At 49.1% G+C, this 16,152-nt stretch carries 14 protein-coding genes; all 14 read left to right on the top strand.

The features are described 5' to 3' along the window. Nucleotides 1–26: 26 nt before the first annotated feature. The 14 genes from tilS to folP all read left to right on the top strand — a co-directional run bounded on the left by tilS (nucleotide 27) and on the right by folP (nucleotide 16,126). Nucleotides 27–1,466 carry a tRNA lysidine(34) synthetase TilS gene (tilS, locus tag ABIC22_RS09430; protein WP_354480373.1) on the top strand — a complete coding sequence of 480 codons (1,440 nt, stop codon included), beginning with the start codon at nucleotides 27–29 and terminating at the stop codon, nucleotides 1,464–1,466. A gap of 52 nt (nucleotides 1,467–1,518) precedes the next feature. Beyond that, nucleotides 1,519–2,058, top strand: a complete 540-nt coding sequence (gene hpt, locus ABIC22_RS09425; protein ID WP_127540872.1) for a hypoxanthine phosphoribosyltransferase — start codon at nucleotides 1,519–1,521, stop codon at nucleotides 2,056–2,058. A gap of 101 nt (nucleotides 2,059–2,159) precedes the next feature. Beyond that, nucleotides 2,160–4,205: an ATP-dependent zinc metalloprotease FtsH gene (ftsH, locus tag ABIC22_RS09420; RefSeq protein ID WP_127540874.1), complete on the top strand. Its 2,046-nt coding sequence runs from the start codon at nucleotides 2,160–2,162 to the stop codon at nucleotides 4,203–4,205. A 293-nt stretch (nucleotides 4,206–4,498) separates the two neighbouring features. Further along, nucleotides 4,499–5,437, top strand: coding sequence for a quinolinate synthase NadA (gene nadA / locus ABIC22_RS09415; RefSeq protein WP_095362242.1), 939 nt, complete (start codon nucleotides 4,499–4,501; stop codon nucleotides 5,435–5,437). Nucleotides 5,438–5,472: 35 nt separating this feature from the next. Continuing rightward, nucleotides 5,473–7,095 (top strand): L-aspartate oxidase, encoded by a 1,623-nt coding sequence (gene nadB / locus ABIC22_RS09410; RefSeq protein WP_354480368.1) that lies wholly within the window; start codon nucleotides 5,473–5,475, stop codon nucleotides 7,093–7,095. Further along, complete coding sequence (gene nadC / locus ABIC22_RS09405) at nucleotides 7,092–7,958, top strand: carboxylating nicotinate-nucleotide diphosphorylase (protein WP_354480366.1); 867 nt, start codon at nucleotides 7,092–7,094, stop codon at nucleotides 7,956–7,958. The genes nadB and nadC overlap by 4 nt, the downstream gene beginning before the upstream one ends. A gap of 6 nt (nucleotides 7,959–7,964) precedes the next feature. Beyond that, nucleotides 7,965–8,735 (top strand): type III pantothenate kinase, encoded by a 771-nt coding sequence (locus ABIC22_RS09400; protein ID WP_095293374.1) that lies wholly within the window; start codon nucleotides 7,965–7,967, stop codon nucleotides 8,733–8,735. A gap of 158 nt (nucleotides 8,736–8,893) precedes the next feature. Then, the gene (gene hslO / locus ABIC22_RS09395) at nucleotides 8,894–9,781 is read left to right on the top strand and encodes an Hsp33 family molecular chaperone HslO (RefSeq protein ID WP_354480363.1); all 888 of its coding nucleotides are present in this window, start codon (nucleotides 8,894–8,896) and stop codon (nucleotides 9,779–9,781) included. Between the two features lie 23 nt (nucleotides 9,782–9,804). After that, nucleotides 9,805–10,755, top strand: coding sequence for a peptidyl-prolyl cis-trans isomerase (locus ABIC22_RS09390; RefSeq protein WP_153976441.1), 951 nt, complete (start codon nucleotides 9,805–9,807; stop codon nucleotides 10,753–10,755). A 350-nt stretch (nucleotides 10,756–11,105) separates the two neighbouring features. Beyond that, nucleotides 11,106–12,044, top strand: coding sequence for a cysteine synthase A (cysK, locus tag ABIC22_RS09385; RefSeq protein WP_127540883.1), 939 nt, complete (start codon nucleotides 11,106–11,108; stop codon nucleotides 12,042–12,044). Nucleotides 12,045–12,184: 140 nt separating this feature from the next. After that, complete coding sequence (locus ABIC22_RS09380) at nucleotides 12,185–13,756, top strand: anthranilate synthase component I family protein (protein WP_354480359.1); 1,572 nt, start codon at nucleotides 12,185–12,187, stop codon at nucleotides 13,754–13,756. A gap of 47 nt (nucleotides 13,757–13,803) precedes the next feature. Then, nucleotides 13,804–14,379 (top strand): aminodeoxychorismate/anthranilate synthase component II, encoded by a 576-nt coding sequence (gene pabA / locus ABIC22_RS09375; RefSeq protein WP_095293379.1) that lies wholly within the window; start codon nucleotides 13,804–13,806, stop codon nucleotides 14,377–14,379. A gap of 2 nt (nucleotides 14,380–14,381) precedes the next feature. After that, complete coding sequence (locus tag ABIC22_RS09370; RefSeq protein ID WP_354480356.1) at nucleotides 14,382–15,266, top strand: aminotransferase class IV; 885 nt, start codon at nucleotides 14,382–14,384, stop codon at nucleotides 15,264–15,266. Beyond that, nucleotides 15,263–16,126 (top strand): dihydropteroate synthase, encoded by an 864-nt coding sequence (gene folP, locus ABIC22_RS09365; protein WP_354480354.1) that lies wholly within the window; start codon nucleotides 15,263–15,265, stop codon nucleotides 16,124–16,126. The genes ABIC22_RS09370 and folP overlap by 4 nt, the downstream gene beginning before the upstream one ends. Nucleotides 16,127–16,152 lie beyond the last annotated feature (26 nt).

Genomic DNA, 16,152 nt, shown 5'->3' with positions numbered 1-16,152 from the left:
CATAACGCAAGGAATGAGGAACAGGTATGGAGGCTTTACGCTGGAACGAGCTGGTGAATCATGTGCTGGAGGCAGCGGAAGAGCATCAGTTATGGGTTCCCGGGGATCGGATCATCGTCGCAGTATCGGGCGGACCGGACTCGGTGGCTTTTTTGCATATTATGCATGAGATCAGTACGAGACATGTTCCGCTGGAACTGGTCTGTGCTCATGTACATCACGGATTCCGCGCAGAATCCGATGAAGAAGCCGAAATGGTCGGGAAAATGGCAGCACAGCTGAATATTCCTTTTGAATGGGTGAAGGCCGATATTCCTTCCTATATGAAGCTTACAGGGAAGGGATCACAGGAAGCAGCACGCGATAGGCGGTATACATTTCTGCATGAGGTAGCTGATAAATATGGTGCAGCAAGCATTGCTCTGGCACATCATGCGGATGATCAGGCAGAGACCGTTATGCTTCATTTATTACGTGGCAGCGGGTTAACCGGACTGTCCGGAATGAAGTTTAAACGCCGTGAAAAAAATGTGGAACTTATTCGTCCATGTCTTCGTATAAACAAGACAGACCTTGTAGAAGCTTGTAATACTCAGGGATTTCTGTACTTTAATGATGAAAGCAATTCCCAGCGTAAATATCGGCGCAATGCCATTCGCTTGGATGTGCTTCCTTATTTGGGGCAATATAATGGACAGCTCACGCCGTCTTTGAATCGGCTTGCCGAAATTGTGGGCGATGAAGACGATTTCATGGAGCAAGGTGCATATGACGCATACAGGTGTCTAGTGCAGGTGAACGGCGGAAGGCAAACCTTTGAGGTGCCTTCCTTTTTGAAGTTACATGTCGCTTTACAACGAAGGTTGATTAAACTAATATTGAATTATCTGCCTTTGGACAGTGATTTTGTCGACTTTACCCGTATCGAAACCATTCGCCGCAAGGTGATAGAGCCTTATGCGAAGACCTGGAGCCTAGATTTAGGACAGACACTCGTTTGTACCCGGGAGTATGATCTGGTTTCCTTTGGCTTACGGACAGACGTACAGGATCAATCTTTCGAGTATCGTCTCGTGCAATGGAACGGACCTTATGAGCTTTCACTCAGGGAGATTGACCGATATCTTCGGATCGTTCCTATGAGTCCCGAGGACTATCTTGTACCGGAAACGGCTGATCAGGCCGCATTTGATGCGGATCAACTGCTCATGCCGCTGGTTGTGCGTTCACGGTTACCTGGAGATACCATGAAAGTCATGGGATTAAACGGAAGCAAAAAGGTGAAAAATATTTTCATCGATGAAAAAATCCCCCCCTCTGTCCGTCCGCGTATTCCCGTGGTTTGCGACGGAGCAGGCAACATTGTCTGGTTGCCGGGTGTTCGCCGGTCGAATATTGCACCGGTGAAGGAGGATACTTCCGCCATCCTGTACATGACTGTAGGCAATTCAGCGATTCAGGGGTAGTGGTTATGGTTCAGGTAAGGCTTTCATAGTATAACTTAGGAGGTTCGCACAGTTGCAGAACGACATTCAGGAAGTATTGATCAGTGAAGAAGAAATTCAAAGTAAAGTCAAGGAATTAGGCGCAACACTAAGTGCCGAATATGCAGGTCGCAATCCTTTGGTCATTTGTGTGCTCAAGGGTGCGTTTATATTTATGGCTGATTTGGTTAAAAACATAACGGTACCTGTTGAAATGGATTTCATGGCAGTATCAAGTTATGGAGCATCCACCAAATCGTCAGGCGTTGTTAAGATCATCAAGGATCTCGACGTCTCGGTTGAAGGCCGTGAGGTTCTCATTGTCGAAGATATTATCGATAGTGGACTTACGCTCAGTTACTTAATTGAACTGCTTCAAAATCGCGGTGCCGAAACGGTGCGCGTGGTTACGCTTTTTGACAAACCTTCAGGCCGTAAGGTTGAGCTTGAAGCTCATTACACCGGCTTTGACATTCCTGACGCATTCATCGTCGGATATGGTTTGGATTATGCCGAGAAGTACCGAAATCTCCCTTACATCGGGATTTTGAAACCGGAAGTATACAGCAGTTAATAAGCATGCTAGTTCCAAGCCCAGTTCTGCTCGTGCCTTCTGTTGAGAAGCCATGTCGGGCTATGTTAAAATAATTAAAGTGTCTCGAGAGGAGGTAGGGGATGAATCGGTTCATCCGGAATTCTGGTTTTTATTTGATTCTTTTTTTAGTCGTGGTGGGCATAGTGCAGTTCGTCAGCAATGGCGGCGAAGCCACAGATAATCCTAGATATGATCAGTTGCGCACGGCGGTTAAGGCGAACAACATCTCGGAATTGACGGTTCAATTCGACGGTCAGTCTTTTCTTGTGACCGGTCAATATAGAGAGAAGCCTAGCGAAGCCAAATCAGAAAATTTCTCAACGTACATTCCTCCTACGGATGAAGCGATTAGTGAGCTTGTTGCGGCAAGTGAAGCTAATAATTTCAAGTTAAATCAGGAGCCAATGAGAGGTGACAGCATCTGGCTGACACTTCTGACATCCTTTATTCCTTTGATCATTATGTTCCTGCTGTTCTTCTTCCTGTTTAATCAGGCACAAGGCGGCGGCGGTAAAGTAATGAACTTTGGTAAAAGCCGTGCCCGTCTCTATAACGAAGAGAAGAAGCGGGTTACATTTGAAGACGTCGCAGGTGCGGACGAAGAGAAGCAGGAGCTTGTTGAGGTCGTTGACTTCCTCAAAGATCCTCGCAAATTCGCAGCTGTAGGTGCACGGATTCCTAAGGGCGTATTGCTCGTGGGGCCTCCGGGTACTGGTAAAACGTTGCTTGCTCGTGCCGTTGCAGGTGAAGCGGGTGTGCCGTTCTTCAGTATCTCGGGTTCTGACTTCGTCGAAATGTTTGTCGGTGTCGGTGCATCCCGTGTACGTGACTTGTTCGAAAATGCAAAGAAAAACGCCCCATGTATCATCTTTATTGACGAGATTGATGCTGTAGGTCGTCAGCGTGGAGCTGGCCTTGGCGGTGGTCACGATGAACGTGAACAAACGCTCAACCAGTTGCTCGTTGAAATGGACGGATTCGGAGCCAACGAGGGTATTATCATCGTGGCTGCAACGAACCGTGCAGATATTCTGGACCCTGCCTTGCTGCGTCCGGGACGTTTTGACCGTCAAATTACGGTTGACCGCCCTGATGTAAAAGGTCGTGAAGCGGTACTGAAAGTACACTCCCGTAACAAACCACTCACAAAAGATGTGAAACTGGACATTATTGCGAAGCGTACAACAGGCTTCTCTGGTGCGGATCTTGAGAATCTCCTGAATGAAGCGGCATTGCTTGCGGCACGCCGTAACAGAAGAGATATTTCCATGCGTGAGGTAGACGAGGCGATCGACCGTGTCATCGTAGGTACGGAGAAGAAAAGCCGTGTCATCAGTGATCGCGAGAAACGAATCGTTGCTTATCACGAAGCAGGCCATACCATTGTAGGATACTTCCTGGAACATGCCGATATGGTACATAAAGTGACCATCATTCCGCGCGGACGTGCGGGTGGATATGTAATCATGTTGCCAAAAGAAGACCGTATGCTGGTTACCAAGCAAGAGCTCTTGGACAAAGTTACAGGGCTCCTCGGGGGCCGTGTGGCAGAAGAATTGTTCATTGGTGAAATTGGTACCGGTGCATACAGTGACTTCCAGCAAGCGACAGGTATTGTTCGCAGCATGGTTATGGAGTACGGTATGAGTGAGAAATTGGGACCTATGCAATTCGGAAGTTCACAAGGACAGGTATTCCTTGGACGGGATATCGGCCATGAACAGAATTACTCGGATTCCATCGCTTATGAGATCGATCAGGAAATGCAGCGCTTTATCAATGAATGTTACGAGAAATGTAAGGACTTGCTCGTAAAACATTCCAAAGAAATGCATTTGATCGCTCAAACGTTGCTTGAAGTGGAGACTCTGGAAATGGATCAGATCAAACAATTGATCGAGACAGGTTCCTTGACTCCAAAACCGGAGAGCGATAATGATAACGAAGGTACGCCAAGTGAAGGCGGAGAACCAATCGTCGATAACATCGGTGATGTGCGTGTTCGCATTCAAGGCAAAGACGAAACACCTGAACCACCTGCCGGAGATATCCCTAACGATGCTCCGAATCTGGATAAAGGCAACAGTAATGATCCAGATGATGGTGGTACGAAGCCAACGTCTTAATGTCTAACAGAACCTGTTCTGAGAACAGATCAAAGAGAGCCGAGAGGCTCTCTTTTTTTGTGCGTTTTGTTCAAATTGCAGAGATAATGATAACTGCGAGCTAGAGCGCGAACTACGCAGGAAACGGTTGATTAGGGTGTTGTTCTGTGCCCTTTTCATTTATTGACAGAGTCGTGAACGTTGTGTACATTAGGTGTTAAACCGCTTGTGATTCGTTTCTCAAGCGAAAATATCGACGCAGATAGTCACAGGAAACGGCGCATGGCGCTGTCCGTCAAAGGAGAGGATCACAGGTGGAAGCTCTGGCTTTAGAGCGCAAGGCTGAGATGAACCGGGAGCTGCGAGCGCGGCTGATGGAGTTGAAGAAGGAACGTAATGCTATTATTCTTGCTCATTATTACCAACGTGACGAAGTACAGGAAGTAGCCGATTTTCGTGGGGATTCATTTCTATTGGCACAGAAAGCCGCACAAACGGATGCGGATGTCATTGTATTCTGCGGGGTTCATTTTATGGGTGAAAGCGCTAAGATTTTGGCCCCGAACAAGACGGTTATTATTCCGGATGAACGTGCTGGATGCCCCATGGCAGACATGGTCAATGTTGAGGGCCTGCGTAAACTGAAAGCGCAGCATCCCAATGCAAAAGTAGTGACGTATATCAATTCCTCGGCTGAGATTAAGGCGGAGACCGACATCTGTTGTACATCGGCCAATGCAGTCCGGGTTATTCAATCTGTTGATTCTGATGAGATTATCTGGGTGCCGGATAAAAACCTCGGACATTATGTTCAGCAGCACACAGACAAAAAAATGATTATCTGGGAAGGGTATTGCAACACTCACGATATGCTGACTGTAAAAGACGTCGTCGAGATGAGAGCCAAATACCCAAATGCCGAGTTTGTCGTACACCCGGAATGTCGTCCCGAAGTCGTGGAGATGGGAGACTTTGTAGGCAGCACGACAGCCATTCTTGAATATTGTAAAAATTCTTCTGCCAAGGAATTTATCGTAGGAACGGAAGATGGTACAGGATACCAGCTGCGACTGGATAGCCCGGATAAACAGTTTCATTTTGCCACCAAGTTCCTGGTGTGTCCAAACATGAAGGTCAACAACCTGAAGAAACTGGTAAAATGCCTGGAAACGATGAAGCCGGAAATTTACGTACCACCGGCCGTTGCCGACAAAGCCAGAGAATCGCTAGAGCGCATGTTACTGGTGAAGTAGCATGCGCTACTCTTGCTCCGAGACAGGTGAATAGGATGATACCGCAATATATAGTGGATTTTGATCTGTCCCAGCTGCCCATTGTGGAGACGGATGTACTAGTTATTGGTTCTGGCATTGCCGGATTATATACAGCCATCAGGGCAAGCAAACATAATCAGGTATTGATGATTACAAAGAAGTCGTTACTGGAGAGCAATACCCGCTATGCACAAGGTGGCATCGCTGCGGTAATCGCTGAAGATGATTCCCCTGCGTACCATCTGCAGGATACACTTGTGGCTGGAGCGGGCCTGTGTCGCCGCGAGGCAGTGGAAGCATTGGTAAACGAAGGCCCGGATGGAGTACAGGAACTAATCCGTCTGGGCACATTGTTTGATGTGGAGAACGGCGAGCTGGCGTTGACGCAGGAGGGTGCGCACAGTCACCGCCGTATTTTGCATGCAAATGGTGATGCGACTGGATACGAGATCGTGAGGGCTCTTGCAGCACAGGCAAGTGCACATTCAGGTATTGAAGTCTGGGATGAGCATTTTGTCATTGACTTGATCACGGATCACGGAGAATGTGTAGGGGCATTGGTTCAGAAGTCTGACGGTACCAAGGTGTTTGTAAAAGCGCGTGCTACGGTGCTCTGCTCCGGTGGGGCGGGGCAATTGTACCGCTATACAACCAACCCGGAGGTTGCCACAGCTGACGGTGTTGCCATGGCATATCGTGCAGGTGCAGTCATTCGCGATATGGAGTTCATTCAATTCCATCCGACATCCCTATGTTATCCGGGTGCTCCGCGCTTCTTGGTTTCTGAAGCGGTACGGGGCGAAGGCGCGTTTCTGCGAAATATCAAAGGTGAGCGTTTTATGGAACGTTATCATCCACAGCTTGAACTCGCTCCGCGCGATATTGTTGCACGAGCGATTGTTAGTGAGATGGAGATGACGAACAGTACATTCGTGTATCTGGATATTACTCATGAATCGGCTGAGTTAATCAAGCACCGATTCCCTACCATATATGAGACATGTATGCGGTACGGACTGGATATGACCACAGACTGGATTCCGGTTGCTCCTGCAGCACACTATATGATGGGCGGCGTCAAAACGGATTTGAACGGGGAGAGCAGCATTGGAAGGTTGTTTGCTTGTGGTGAAGTTTCCTCAACGGGAGTCCACGGAGCCAATCGTCTGGCGAGTAACTCATTGTCTGAAGCCATTGTATTTGGGCACAGAATTGTTGAACGCATTCAAACACTGCCACCGCTAAATTCAATACAAATTGTTTCCCAATTGCCGCCGCATAGTGTCGGGAATAGAACATGGGAAGAGCAACAGCCGATTTCGGAACGGCGTTTGAGTTTGCAGAAGATGATGGTCCGTCAGGTGGGTCTGAGACGTAACGGTGCCGGCTTACAGGGAGCCTTGGATAAACTGGAGAGTGAAATGGACATCTTCAATTATTTGCTGACACACAAGGAAGAGATGGAATACGCCAACCTGTTGACCTGTGCCTGGCTGGTCACCAGTGGAGCATTACATCGTCAGGAGAGTCGGGGAGCACATTACCGTGAGGATTTCCCGCTTCGTGATGATGCGGCTTGGCAGAAGCATAGTTTGCAGCAAAGAGAACAAGCGATTGTGGAGGAATTGATGTCATGATACTGAACGGATATAATGAAGGACTCATCCAATCCATCAAAAACTGGCTTCGAGAGGATGTGGGGGCAGGGGATGTCACTACGAGTGTGACGATTCCGGCAGGCCATCAATCCAAGGCAGTTATTCACGCCAAAGACCACGGGTTCATCGCAGGTATATCGGTAGCTGAACTGGTATTTCAGGTAGTAGACCCATCGCTCGTATTTAGACCGATGGTTCAAGATGGAGATGAGGTTACTCGGGGAACAACGCTGGCAGAAGTGGAAGGAAGCACCCACAGTCTGCTTACAGGTGAGCGTCTGGCGCTAAACTTGCTGCAGCGCATGTCGGGGATTGCAACGCGCACACGTTCATATGTTGATGCATTAGAGGGCCTCTCTACGCGATTGGTGGATACACGTAAAACAACCCCTGGACACCGCATGCTTGAGAAATATGCAGTACGGATCGGTGGAGGGGCGAATCACCGATTCGGATTGTACGATGCGGTTATGATTAAGGATAACCACATTAAAGGGGCAGGCGGCATCAAAGAAGCCGTGAAGCGGGCAAGAGATGTCATTCCTCATACGATGACTATTGAGGTGGAGACTGAGAATCTGACACAGGTGAATGAAGCCTTGCAGGCAGGTGCGGATATCATTATGCTGGACAATATGCATCCGGATCAGATGCGTGAGGCTGTTACGGTTATTCGTAAACAGGCTCCGCATGTGAAGGTGGAGGCATCAGGCAATGTCTCTCTGGATACCATCCGTGGAATTGCCGAGAGTGGTGTGGATGTAATTTCGGTTGGAAGGTTAACCTATTCTTTCGAGAGCCTTGATATCAGCTTAGATTTAAACGAAAAGAAAGAGGGGTGAACCTCTTTGATTCTTGTTGTAGACGTGGGCAACAGTAATATTGTACTCGGCGTGTATCAAGGCCGGTCGTTGCTCCACCATTTTCGTCTGAGCACATCCCGTCAGTCCACAGTGGATGAATACGGCGTATTGATTTATAATTTATTTCATATGTCGGATATATCCACACGCGACATTGAAGGAGTCATCATCTCATCGGTGGTTCCTCCGCTTGTGCATGTGATGGAAACGATGTGTGAAAAATATGTTGGCAAAAAGCCAATGGTTGTGGGACCTGGCATCAAAACGGGCCTAAACCTAAGGTACGAGAACCCGCGTGAGGTAGGCGCAGATCGCATTGTGAATGCAGTGGCAGCCGTTGAGAAATACGGTGGTCCACTTGTGGTTGTTGATTTTGGTACTGCGACGACCTTCGACTGCATTGATGAGAAGGGCAACTACCTTGGGGGAGCGATCGTACCGGGCATTCATATTGCCACTGAAGCGCTCTATGAGCGGGCATCCAAGCTGCCTCGCATCGAGTTGGAGAAGCCCAAGAAGGTTATAGGACGCAATACGGTGCATGCCATGCAGGCTGGTATCATATATGGCTATGCTGGACAGGTCGACGGAATTGTTGATCGCATTCGTACAGAGATGGGTGTACAGCCCAAAGTTATTGCAACCGGGGGACTTGCACCGCTGATTGCAGAGGAAACACGCAGCATCGAGGAAGTTGATCCGCTGCTTACGCTGGAAGGGCTGCGTATCATTTATGAGCGGAACCGGGAAAGGTAAGGAAAGAGACGGCATGCAGCGGGCTGATTTTACAGTCTTACGTATTGTGCCGTTTTTTCTGTAAATTGAACGGGTTTATAAGTTGAACGAATATCACATTCAATTTATATATCGTGTATCAGAGATACTATAGTATACGCCAAAGGAGGCTGAATGACTTGGAAAACAACAAACAGGACCGCTTGATTCGCGGTACAGCAATGGAAGGACGGGTTAGAGCCTTTGCTGTCCAAACAACAGAGTTGGTTGAGGAATTGCGCAGAAGACATGATACGTTTCCCACGGCTACAGCTGCCATGGGGCGTACGGTAACCACTGCAGCCATCATGGGTGCAATGCTTAAAGGTGAAGAGAAGCTGACCATTCAGGTTAAGGGAGACGGTCCCATTGGACAGATTGTTGCCGATGCGAATGCCAAAGGGGAAGTTCGTGGTTATGTGACGAATCCGCATGTGCATTTACCAAGCAACAGTTTGGGTAAGCTTGACGTTAGAGGAGTTGTGGGCACCGAAGGCTTCGTGAACGTAACAAAGGACCTTGGCCTGAAGGAACCTTATCGTGGCAGTGTACCGATTGTTTCGGGAGAGCTGGGCGAAGACTTCACATACTATTTTGCCAAATCGGAGCAGACACCTTCTGCTGTAGGCGTTGGCGTACTTGTAGATACCGACAATTCGGTCATTGTTTCTGGCGGATTCATTATACAGCTGCTGCCAGGGCTGGCCGACGATGAAATCACCGTAATTGAAAATGCGATCAGCACGTTGCCTGCTGTAACAACACTGCTCGAGCAAGGGCTTGAACTGGAAGAATTGCTGAAGCGTGTACTGCCGGATGTACAGGTTATGGATGGAATGGACATTCATTTCCGCTGTGAATGTTCCCGGGAACGGGTCGAAAAAACATTGATCAGTCTGGGTCAGCACGAAATGGAACAGCTGATCGAAGAAGAAGGCAAAGCAGAAGTGGTGTGCCAGTTCTGCAATGAAGCTTATGATTTCAATAAAGAACAACTCGAGACCATTCTAGAGCAAGCCAAGAACTGATATAAGCGGGGACGGGACGCGGAATGACGAGACAGGAAAAAGGGCTGTGGACGGCTGTAATTGTCCTGACGCTCGGCATGCTGGTGATGGGGACGGTAATGGTGGTTCAGGGTATCAGACCCGGTAGGGATGATGCAGATGCATCTCATGAAACAGGTCAGGAGGAAGGAAGCGCCATTGCCACAATCAACGGAGAGGTCATTACGGACAAGGAATGGACCGATGCGCTGAAACGGCGTTATGGGAGCGATATGCTGCTTCAGATGCTAAACCGCAAAGCGGTTTATGCGGAGGCAGTTGATCGGGATCTGACAGTCACCCCGGAGGAAATAGCGAAGGAACTGTCTGTTGCGATGGATGGCTATGATTCGGAGCAGGCATACTTTGACGAGATGAAGTCCCAGCTTGGCCTGACGAGACAAGAGCTTGAGCTGGAAGCGGGTTATCGGCTTTTGTTGGAGAAAATCGCAACGAGCGGCATTCAGGTCAAGGATGCAGACATTGAGCATTATTGGGACGAGCATCGCGAGGACTTCATCTCTCCCGAGAAATACGATCTGTCCATGATTATGGTGGAAAACGAAGAGCAAGCCGATTCGTTACTGGATGATTTGGAGCAGGGTGCAGACTTCGAAGATATGGCAAAAGCTGAATCAACAGACAGCTTCACCCGTGACGCTGGAGGGCGGCTTGGCTGGATTGAACAGAATGATCCGTTTCAGCCGGAAGACGTTATGGATCTGGCTGAACAATTGGATGTTGGTGATATTGCTGGGCCAGTACAGGTCGAAGATGGATATGCCATTATCAAATTAAACGATAAGCAGGATGCCCAGGTTCAATCCGCAGAAGAGGTGCGCGAAGATATCCGGATGCAGCTGGCTCTGAGCCAGGCTGATCCACTTCCCCAGGTGGAAGAGAGGCTGCGCAACAAATATGAAGCCGTGATTATCGCCGAAATTCCTGCTTCCTGATTTTTACCGATTAATGGATGGGTTGTTTGAAATGCTACACCGTGATAAAAATACTCTGTCTACAGGCTTAGGGCCCAGGACAGAGTATTTTTTTGAGTACTCATATTGACAATGGCGTGCAACGTTGATAAGATAAAAATAATAAATACCTACTCGTTTACTCGGATTAAAAGCAATATTTAACCCTAAGAAACCTTCGGAAACCTCATGTCCATTCCATGGATAGGCATTTGGGCCAGATGGAGTAAGGGATTTCCGCAGTTCTTCTATAACATCAAGAGGCTGCTCCGGCCGCACAATACAAGCAACAGGACTTAAGTATTATTCATCCCACTAAGGAGGGCATTCATATGGCTAAAGTTGTTAATAACGTAACAGAACTCATCGGAGGTACTCCGCTTGTTCGTCTCAACCGTATCGTACCTGAAGGCAGTGCTGAAGTATTCGTGAAACTCGAGTATCAGAATCCAGGTTCGAGCGTTAAGGACCGTATTGCGATCAGCATCGTAGAAGAAGCGGAAAAAGAAGGCAAGCTGAAACCAGGTGATACCATCATTGAAGCAACTAGCGGTAACACAGGAATCGGTCTTGCAATGGTAGCTGCAGCCAAAGGCTACAAGTCTGTCATTGTTATGCCTGAAACGATGAGCTTGGAGCGTCGTAACTTGCTTCGTGCCTATGGTTCTGAGCTGGTGCTCACGCCAGGATCCGAGGGAATGAACGGTGCTGTCAAAAAAGCAGAAGAATTGCTTAAGGAAAACCCATCGTACTTCATGGCTGAGCAATTTAAAAATAAAGCAAACGTAAAAATTCACCGTGAAACTACAGGTCCGGAGATCGTAGAAGCGATTCAATCGGTTGGTGGTACATTGGATGCCTTTGTTGCAGGGATTGGTACTGGCGGAACAATTACAGGTACAGGCGAAGTATTGAAAGAAGCCTTCCCTTCAATTAAAATCGTTGCTGTAGAGCCAGCTGCGTCTCCAATTTTGGCAGGTGGCAAGCCGGGTCCTCACAAAATTCAAGGAATCGGGGCGAACTTCATTCCTGAGATTCTGGATCAGGAAATCTATGACGAGATCATTCACATTGAGAATGATGATGCGTTCGAAACGGCTCGTCAAGTTGCGAAGGAAGAAGGCATTCTGTCCGGTATTTCTTCCGGTGCAGCGATTCGTGCAGGTCTGCAAGTAGCCAAACAGCTGGGTGCAGGCAAACGTGTTGTTGTTATCGTGCCAAGTAACGGAGAGCGTTACCTCAGCACACCACTATACAACTTCGAAGCTTAATCGTAAGCAAAATGATATCAATCCTCCGTACCCACATGCTGGGTATGGGGGATTTTTTGCTGAATGCTTTTAAAAGATGCGGCGCTTTAGTATACTATCAGACAATAGAACTAGCGACAGATGGAGGGCGGCTAACCGCAATGACACACCTGATGACAACATACGCCGACTGGACAGAGTGGGCCAGACAAGGATGGACCATGATGCCGTACATGATCAAGTCGGATGAGGGACCGGTTCATGGCGGTTTACCGTTAACATGGGAAGCAGCTTGGCACCAGGCTTCGCCCTATTCCATGGTGCTGGAGAACGGGAAGGGCGGAAGATATACATTTCTGGGATTGCACCCGGTATCCGTTATTTCAGGCAAGGGACATGAAGCGGTCATCTATGATCTGAAAAATGGATTGGCGTCCACAGATACGGGTAAGCCGCTGGACGTGTTAAAAAGGTGGTCAGCTCCGTACAGTGCTCCTAAAGTGAGTGAGGCTCCTGATTTTGGTGGGGGGAGTGCAGGTTACCTCAGCTATGACGTAGCCAGATCACTGGAGAAGCTGCCAACGCTCGCTGAAGACAATCCCGCTTTGCCTGACTACTGGTGGATGCGTTTTGAAGAGCTTTGGGCCTATGACCACGAACAAGAGGCACTGTATTGTATGGTCCATCTGCCGCTAAGAGCTGAACCGGACGAGGCACACCTTCAAGTCTTGTATGCAGAAGCTGAAGAGCGAGCTGAAGCCATGCGGCAGCGGTGGCTGCATATTGTGGGCTATGCTCAGGCAGAGGAGCAGCAGCAGGCATTGGAGCATCGCAGCAGGCACATGCATCTGGCGCAGAAGCAGGAAGAGGCGGACAGGGAAACGGAAGGATGGCAGACATCATTTCCCCAACAAGATTTCGAACAGGCTGTACGCACCGTACAGGAATATATCCGGCAGGGTGATGTGTTCCAAGTAAACCTTTCGCTGCGGCAGGAAAAGCAAATCCAATCCACTGCCGAGCATATATACGAATGGCTGCGTCTTGTGAACCCATCGCCGTATATGGGAATGCTTCGCAGTCCGGACTTTCAACTGGTGAGTGGTTCACCGGAGCTTCTTGTCAAAGTGGATAACGGCAAGGTAAGTGCACGACCAATTGCGGGCACCCGGAGAAGAGGTCGTGATGTAGCCGAGGATGAAGCTATGGCCGCTGAGCTGTTGAACAGTGAGAAGGAACGGGCGGAGCATATTATGCTGGTTGATCTGGAGCGCAATGACATTGGGCGCATTGCAGCCTATGGGTCAGTCCATGTGCCCGAACTGATGACCATCGAGAAGTATTCGCATGTTATGCATCTGGTTTCTCAAGTCGAGGGGAGGCTTGCGGAGGGTTTATCCGTTTTCGATGTCATTGCAGCCACCTTCCCTGGTGGAACGATTACTGGCGCTCCCAAAGTACGGACAATGGAAATTATTGAGGAACTTGAGCCTGTGCGGAGAGGTCCCTATACAGGATCCATCGGGTGGATGGACTACAGTGGGAATATGGAGCTGAACATCGTTATCCGAACACTTGCCATCAAGGATGAAGTGGGCTATGTTCAAGCGGGCGCAGGCATTGTTATTGACTCCGACCCGTATCGGGAATACAAGGAGTGCCGGAATAAGGCGAGAGCCATGATGAGGGCCGTGAACTACAGTGAGCAAGCGGAAGCAGTCAAACTAAACTAATCGAAGCAACCGTCATTACATGACGGAAGAAGAGGAGGAACAAGAATATGATACTGGTTATCGACAATTACGACTCCTTCACATATAACCTGGTTCAATATCTGGGTGAGCTGGGAGAGACGGTGGAGGTTCGCCGGAATGATGAGATTGACTTGGCAGGCATTGAGGCATTGGCACCTGATCATATTTTGATCTCTCCTGGACCTTGTACCCCGAATGAAGCAGGCATCAGTCTGGCTGTTATCGATCATTTCAAGGGTAGTATTCCGATCTTTGGCGTTTGTCTGGGACACCAAGCCATTGGACAGGCTTTTGGAGGCAACGTTATTCGTGCAGATCGCATGATGCATGGCAAAACCTCAGAAATGCATCATCATGGAACGTCTGTCTTTGCCGGACTGCCTTCCCCGTTTACGGCAACCCGCTATCACTCCCTTATTGTAGAGCGCAGCAGTTTGCCGGATTGCCTGGAGATCACAGCCGAGACGGCAGAAGGTGAAATTATGGGACTGCGCCATAAGGAGTTTGCCATTGAGGGCGTTCAGTTCCATCCTGAATCGATCATTACAGATCATGGGCATCAGATGCTGCGTAACTTTCTGTCCCAGAAGGTGAAGGTATAGGAATGCAGTACGCCGCGATAAACGGAAATGTGGTTCATATGGCGGCAGCCGTGGTTCCGGTAACGGATCACGGCTTTTTGTACGGACTGGGCTTGTTCGAGACTTTTCGGACTTATCAAGGCGTCCCCTTCCTGCTGGATCGACATCTGGAACGAATGGCTGCAGGTTGTGCGGAGCTTGGAATCCCATTTACTACGACAGTTGAGGAACTGAAGGACTGGATCGATCGTCTGCTGCAGGCAAACGGGCTTCGAGATGCGTACGTACGATACACGGTTTCAGCAGGTGAAGCCGCGCTAGGATTGCCCTCCGGGGATTATGAACGCCCCAATCATATTGTATTTGCAAAAGCATTGCCTGAGCCCTCTCCATTCTTATACGAGAAGGGCAAAATGCTTCAGTGCTTATCGACGGTTCGCAACACACCTGAAGGTACTATACGGCTCAAATCACTGCACTACATGAACAGCATCCTGGCCAAACGGGAATTGAATGGATACGGTAAGCCTGCTCAAGGGGCAGAAGGCCTGCAGCTGACCCGGGAAGGTCATGTGGCTGAAGGCATTGTCAGCAATGTATTCTGGGTGAGGCAAGGTGTTCTCCATACACCATCCACCGAGACGGGGATTTTGCCAGGCATCACTCGGGCAGCAGTTCTGGAACTTGCAGCTGATATGGGATTAGCCAGCACCGAGGGCTTGTACACCTGGAATGAGCTGCAGGAAGCAGATGAGATATTCCTGACAGGATCGGTAGCAGAGCTTGTGCCGGTTACGACTTTACGAGGACAGAACGGAAACGAAACGATAATCAGTAACGGACATATCGGCCCGGTTACAGCAGCACTTCTGGGTATGTACCGTCAGAAAGCGGGGTATACTTCATGACACTCACACCAGTTATTTACGAACGGAACTATTCATGGGGGCCAGCTGAACTCAAGCTTGGTACACGGACACAGATCATGGGTATCCTTAACGTTACGCCGGATTCCTTCTCCGATGGCGGACGCTACAATCAGGTAGACCTGGCAGTTGCCCATGCGATACAGATGATGGAGGATGGAGCAGATCTGATTGATATCGGAGGCGAATCGACACGCCCAGGGTCGGAGACCGTCAGTGCCGAGGAAGAACTCAGCCGAATCATACCTGTGATCGAAGCATTGAAGCTTCAGGCACCGCATATTCCGATATCCGTGGATACCTATAAGGCGGAAGTTGCAAGGCAGGCTATCCTAGCCGGTGCTCACATCATTAATGATGTATGGGGAGCCAAGGCAGACCCGGATATGGCCCGCACGGCTGCAGATCTGGGATGTCCAATCATTTTAATGCACAATAGACCCGAGCGGGATTACACAAGTTATCTGGATGATGTGGTTCAAGATTTGCAGGAAAGCATCCAAATTGCCTTGAACGCCGGAGTGCAACCGGATCAGATTATTCTCGACCCTGGTATTGGCTTCGTGAAGGATATTACGGAGAATCTGACTCTGATGTCCTCCCTTGGGCTTCTTAACGAGATGGGGTATCCGGTTCTGCTGGCTACTTCACGCAAGCGATTCATTCAGAACACTCTTCAAGTGCAGGCGAATGACGCAGTAGAAGGGACAGCAGCAACGGTTGCATTCGGCATCGCCCAAGGCTGCCAGATGGTTCGGGTTCATGATGTGAAGCCGATTCGGCGGACGGCAGACATGTGTGATGCCATGTTGTATGCCTCTCCGGGTCTGCGGAGGAAATAACCTGGCGGGTCCAATTGACCCGCTCT

Origin of the sequence: Paenibacillus sp. PvP094 (assembly GCF_040546835.1) — a bacterium.
GTDB classification, from domain to species: Bacteria; Bacillota; Bacilli; order Paenibacillales; family Paenibacillaceae; genus Paenibacillus; species Paenibacillus illinoisensis.
The sequence above is the reverse complement of the archived record's forward strand: the minus strand, read 5'-3'. Positions and strand labels throughout refer to the sequence as shown.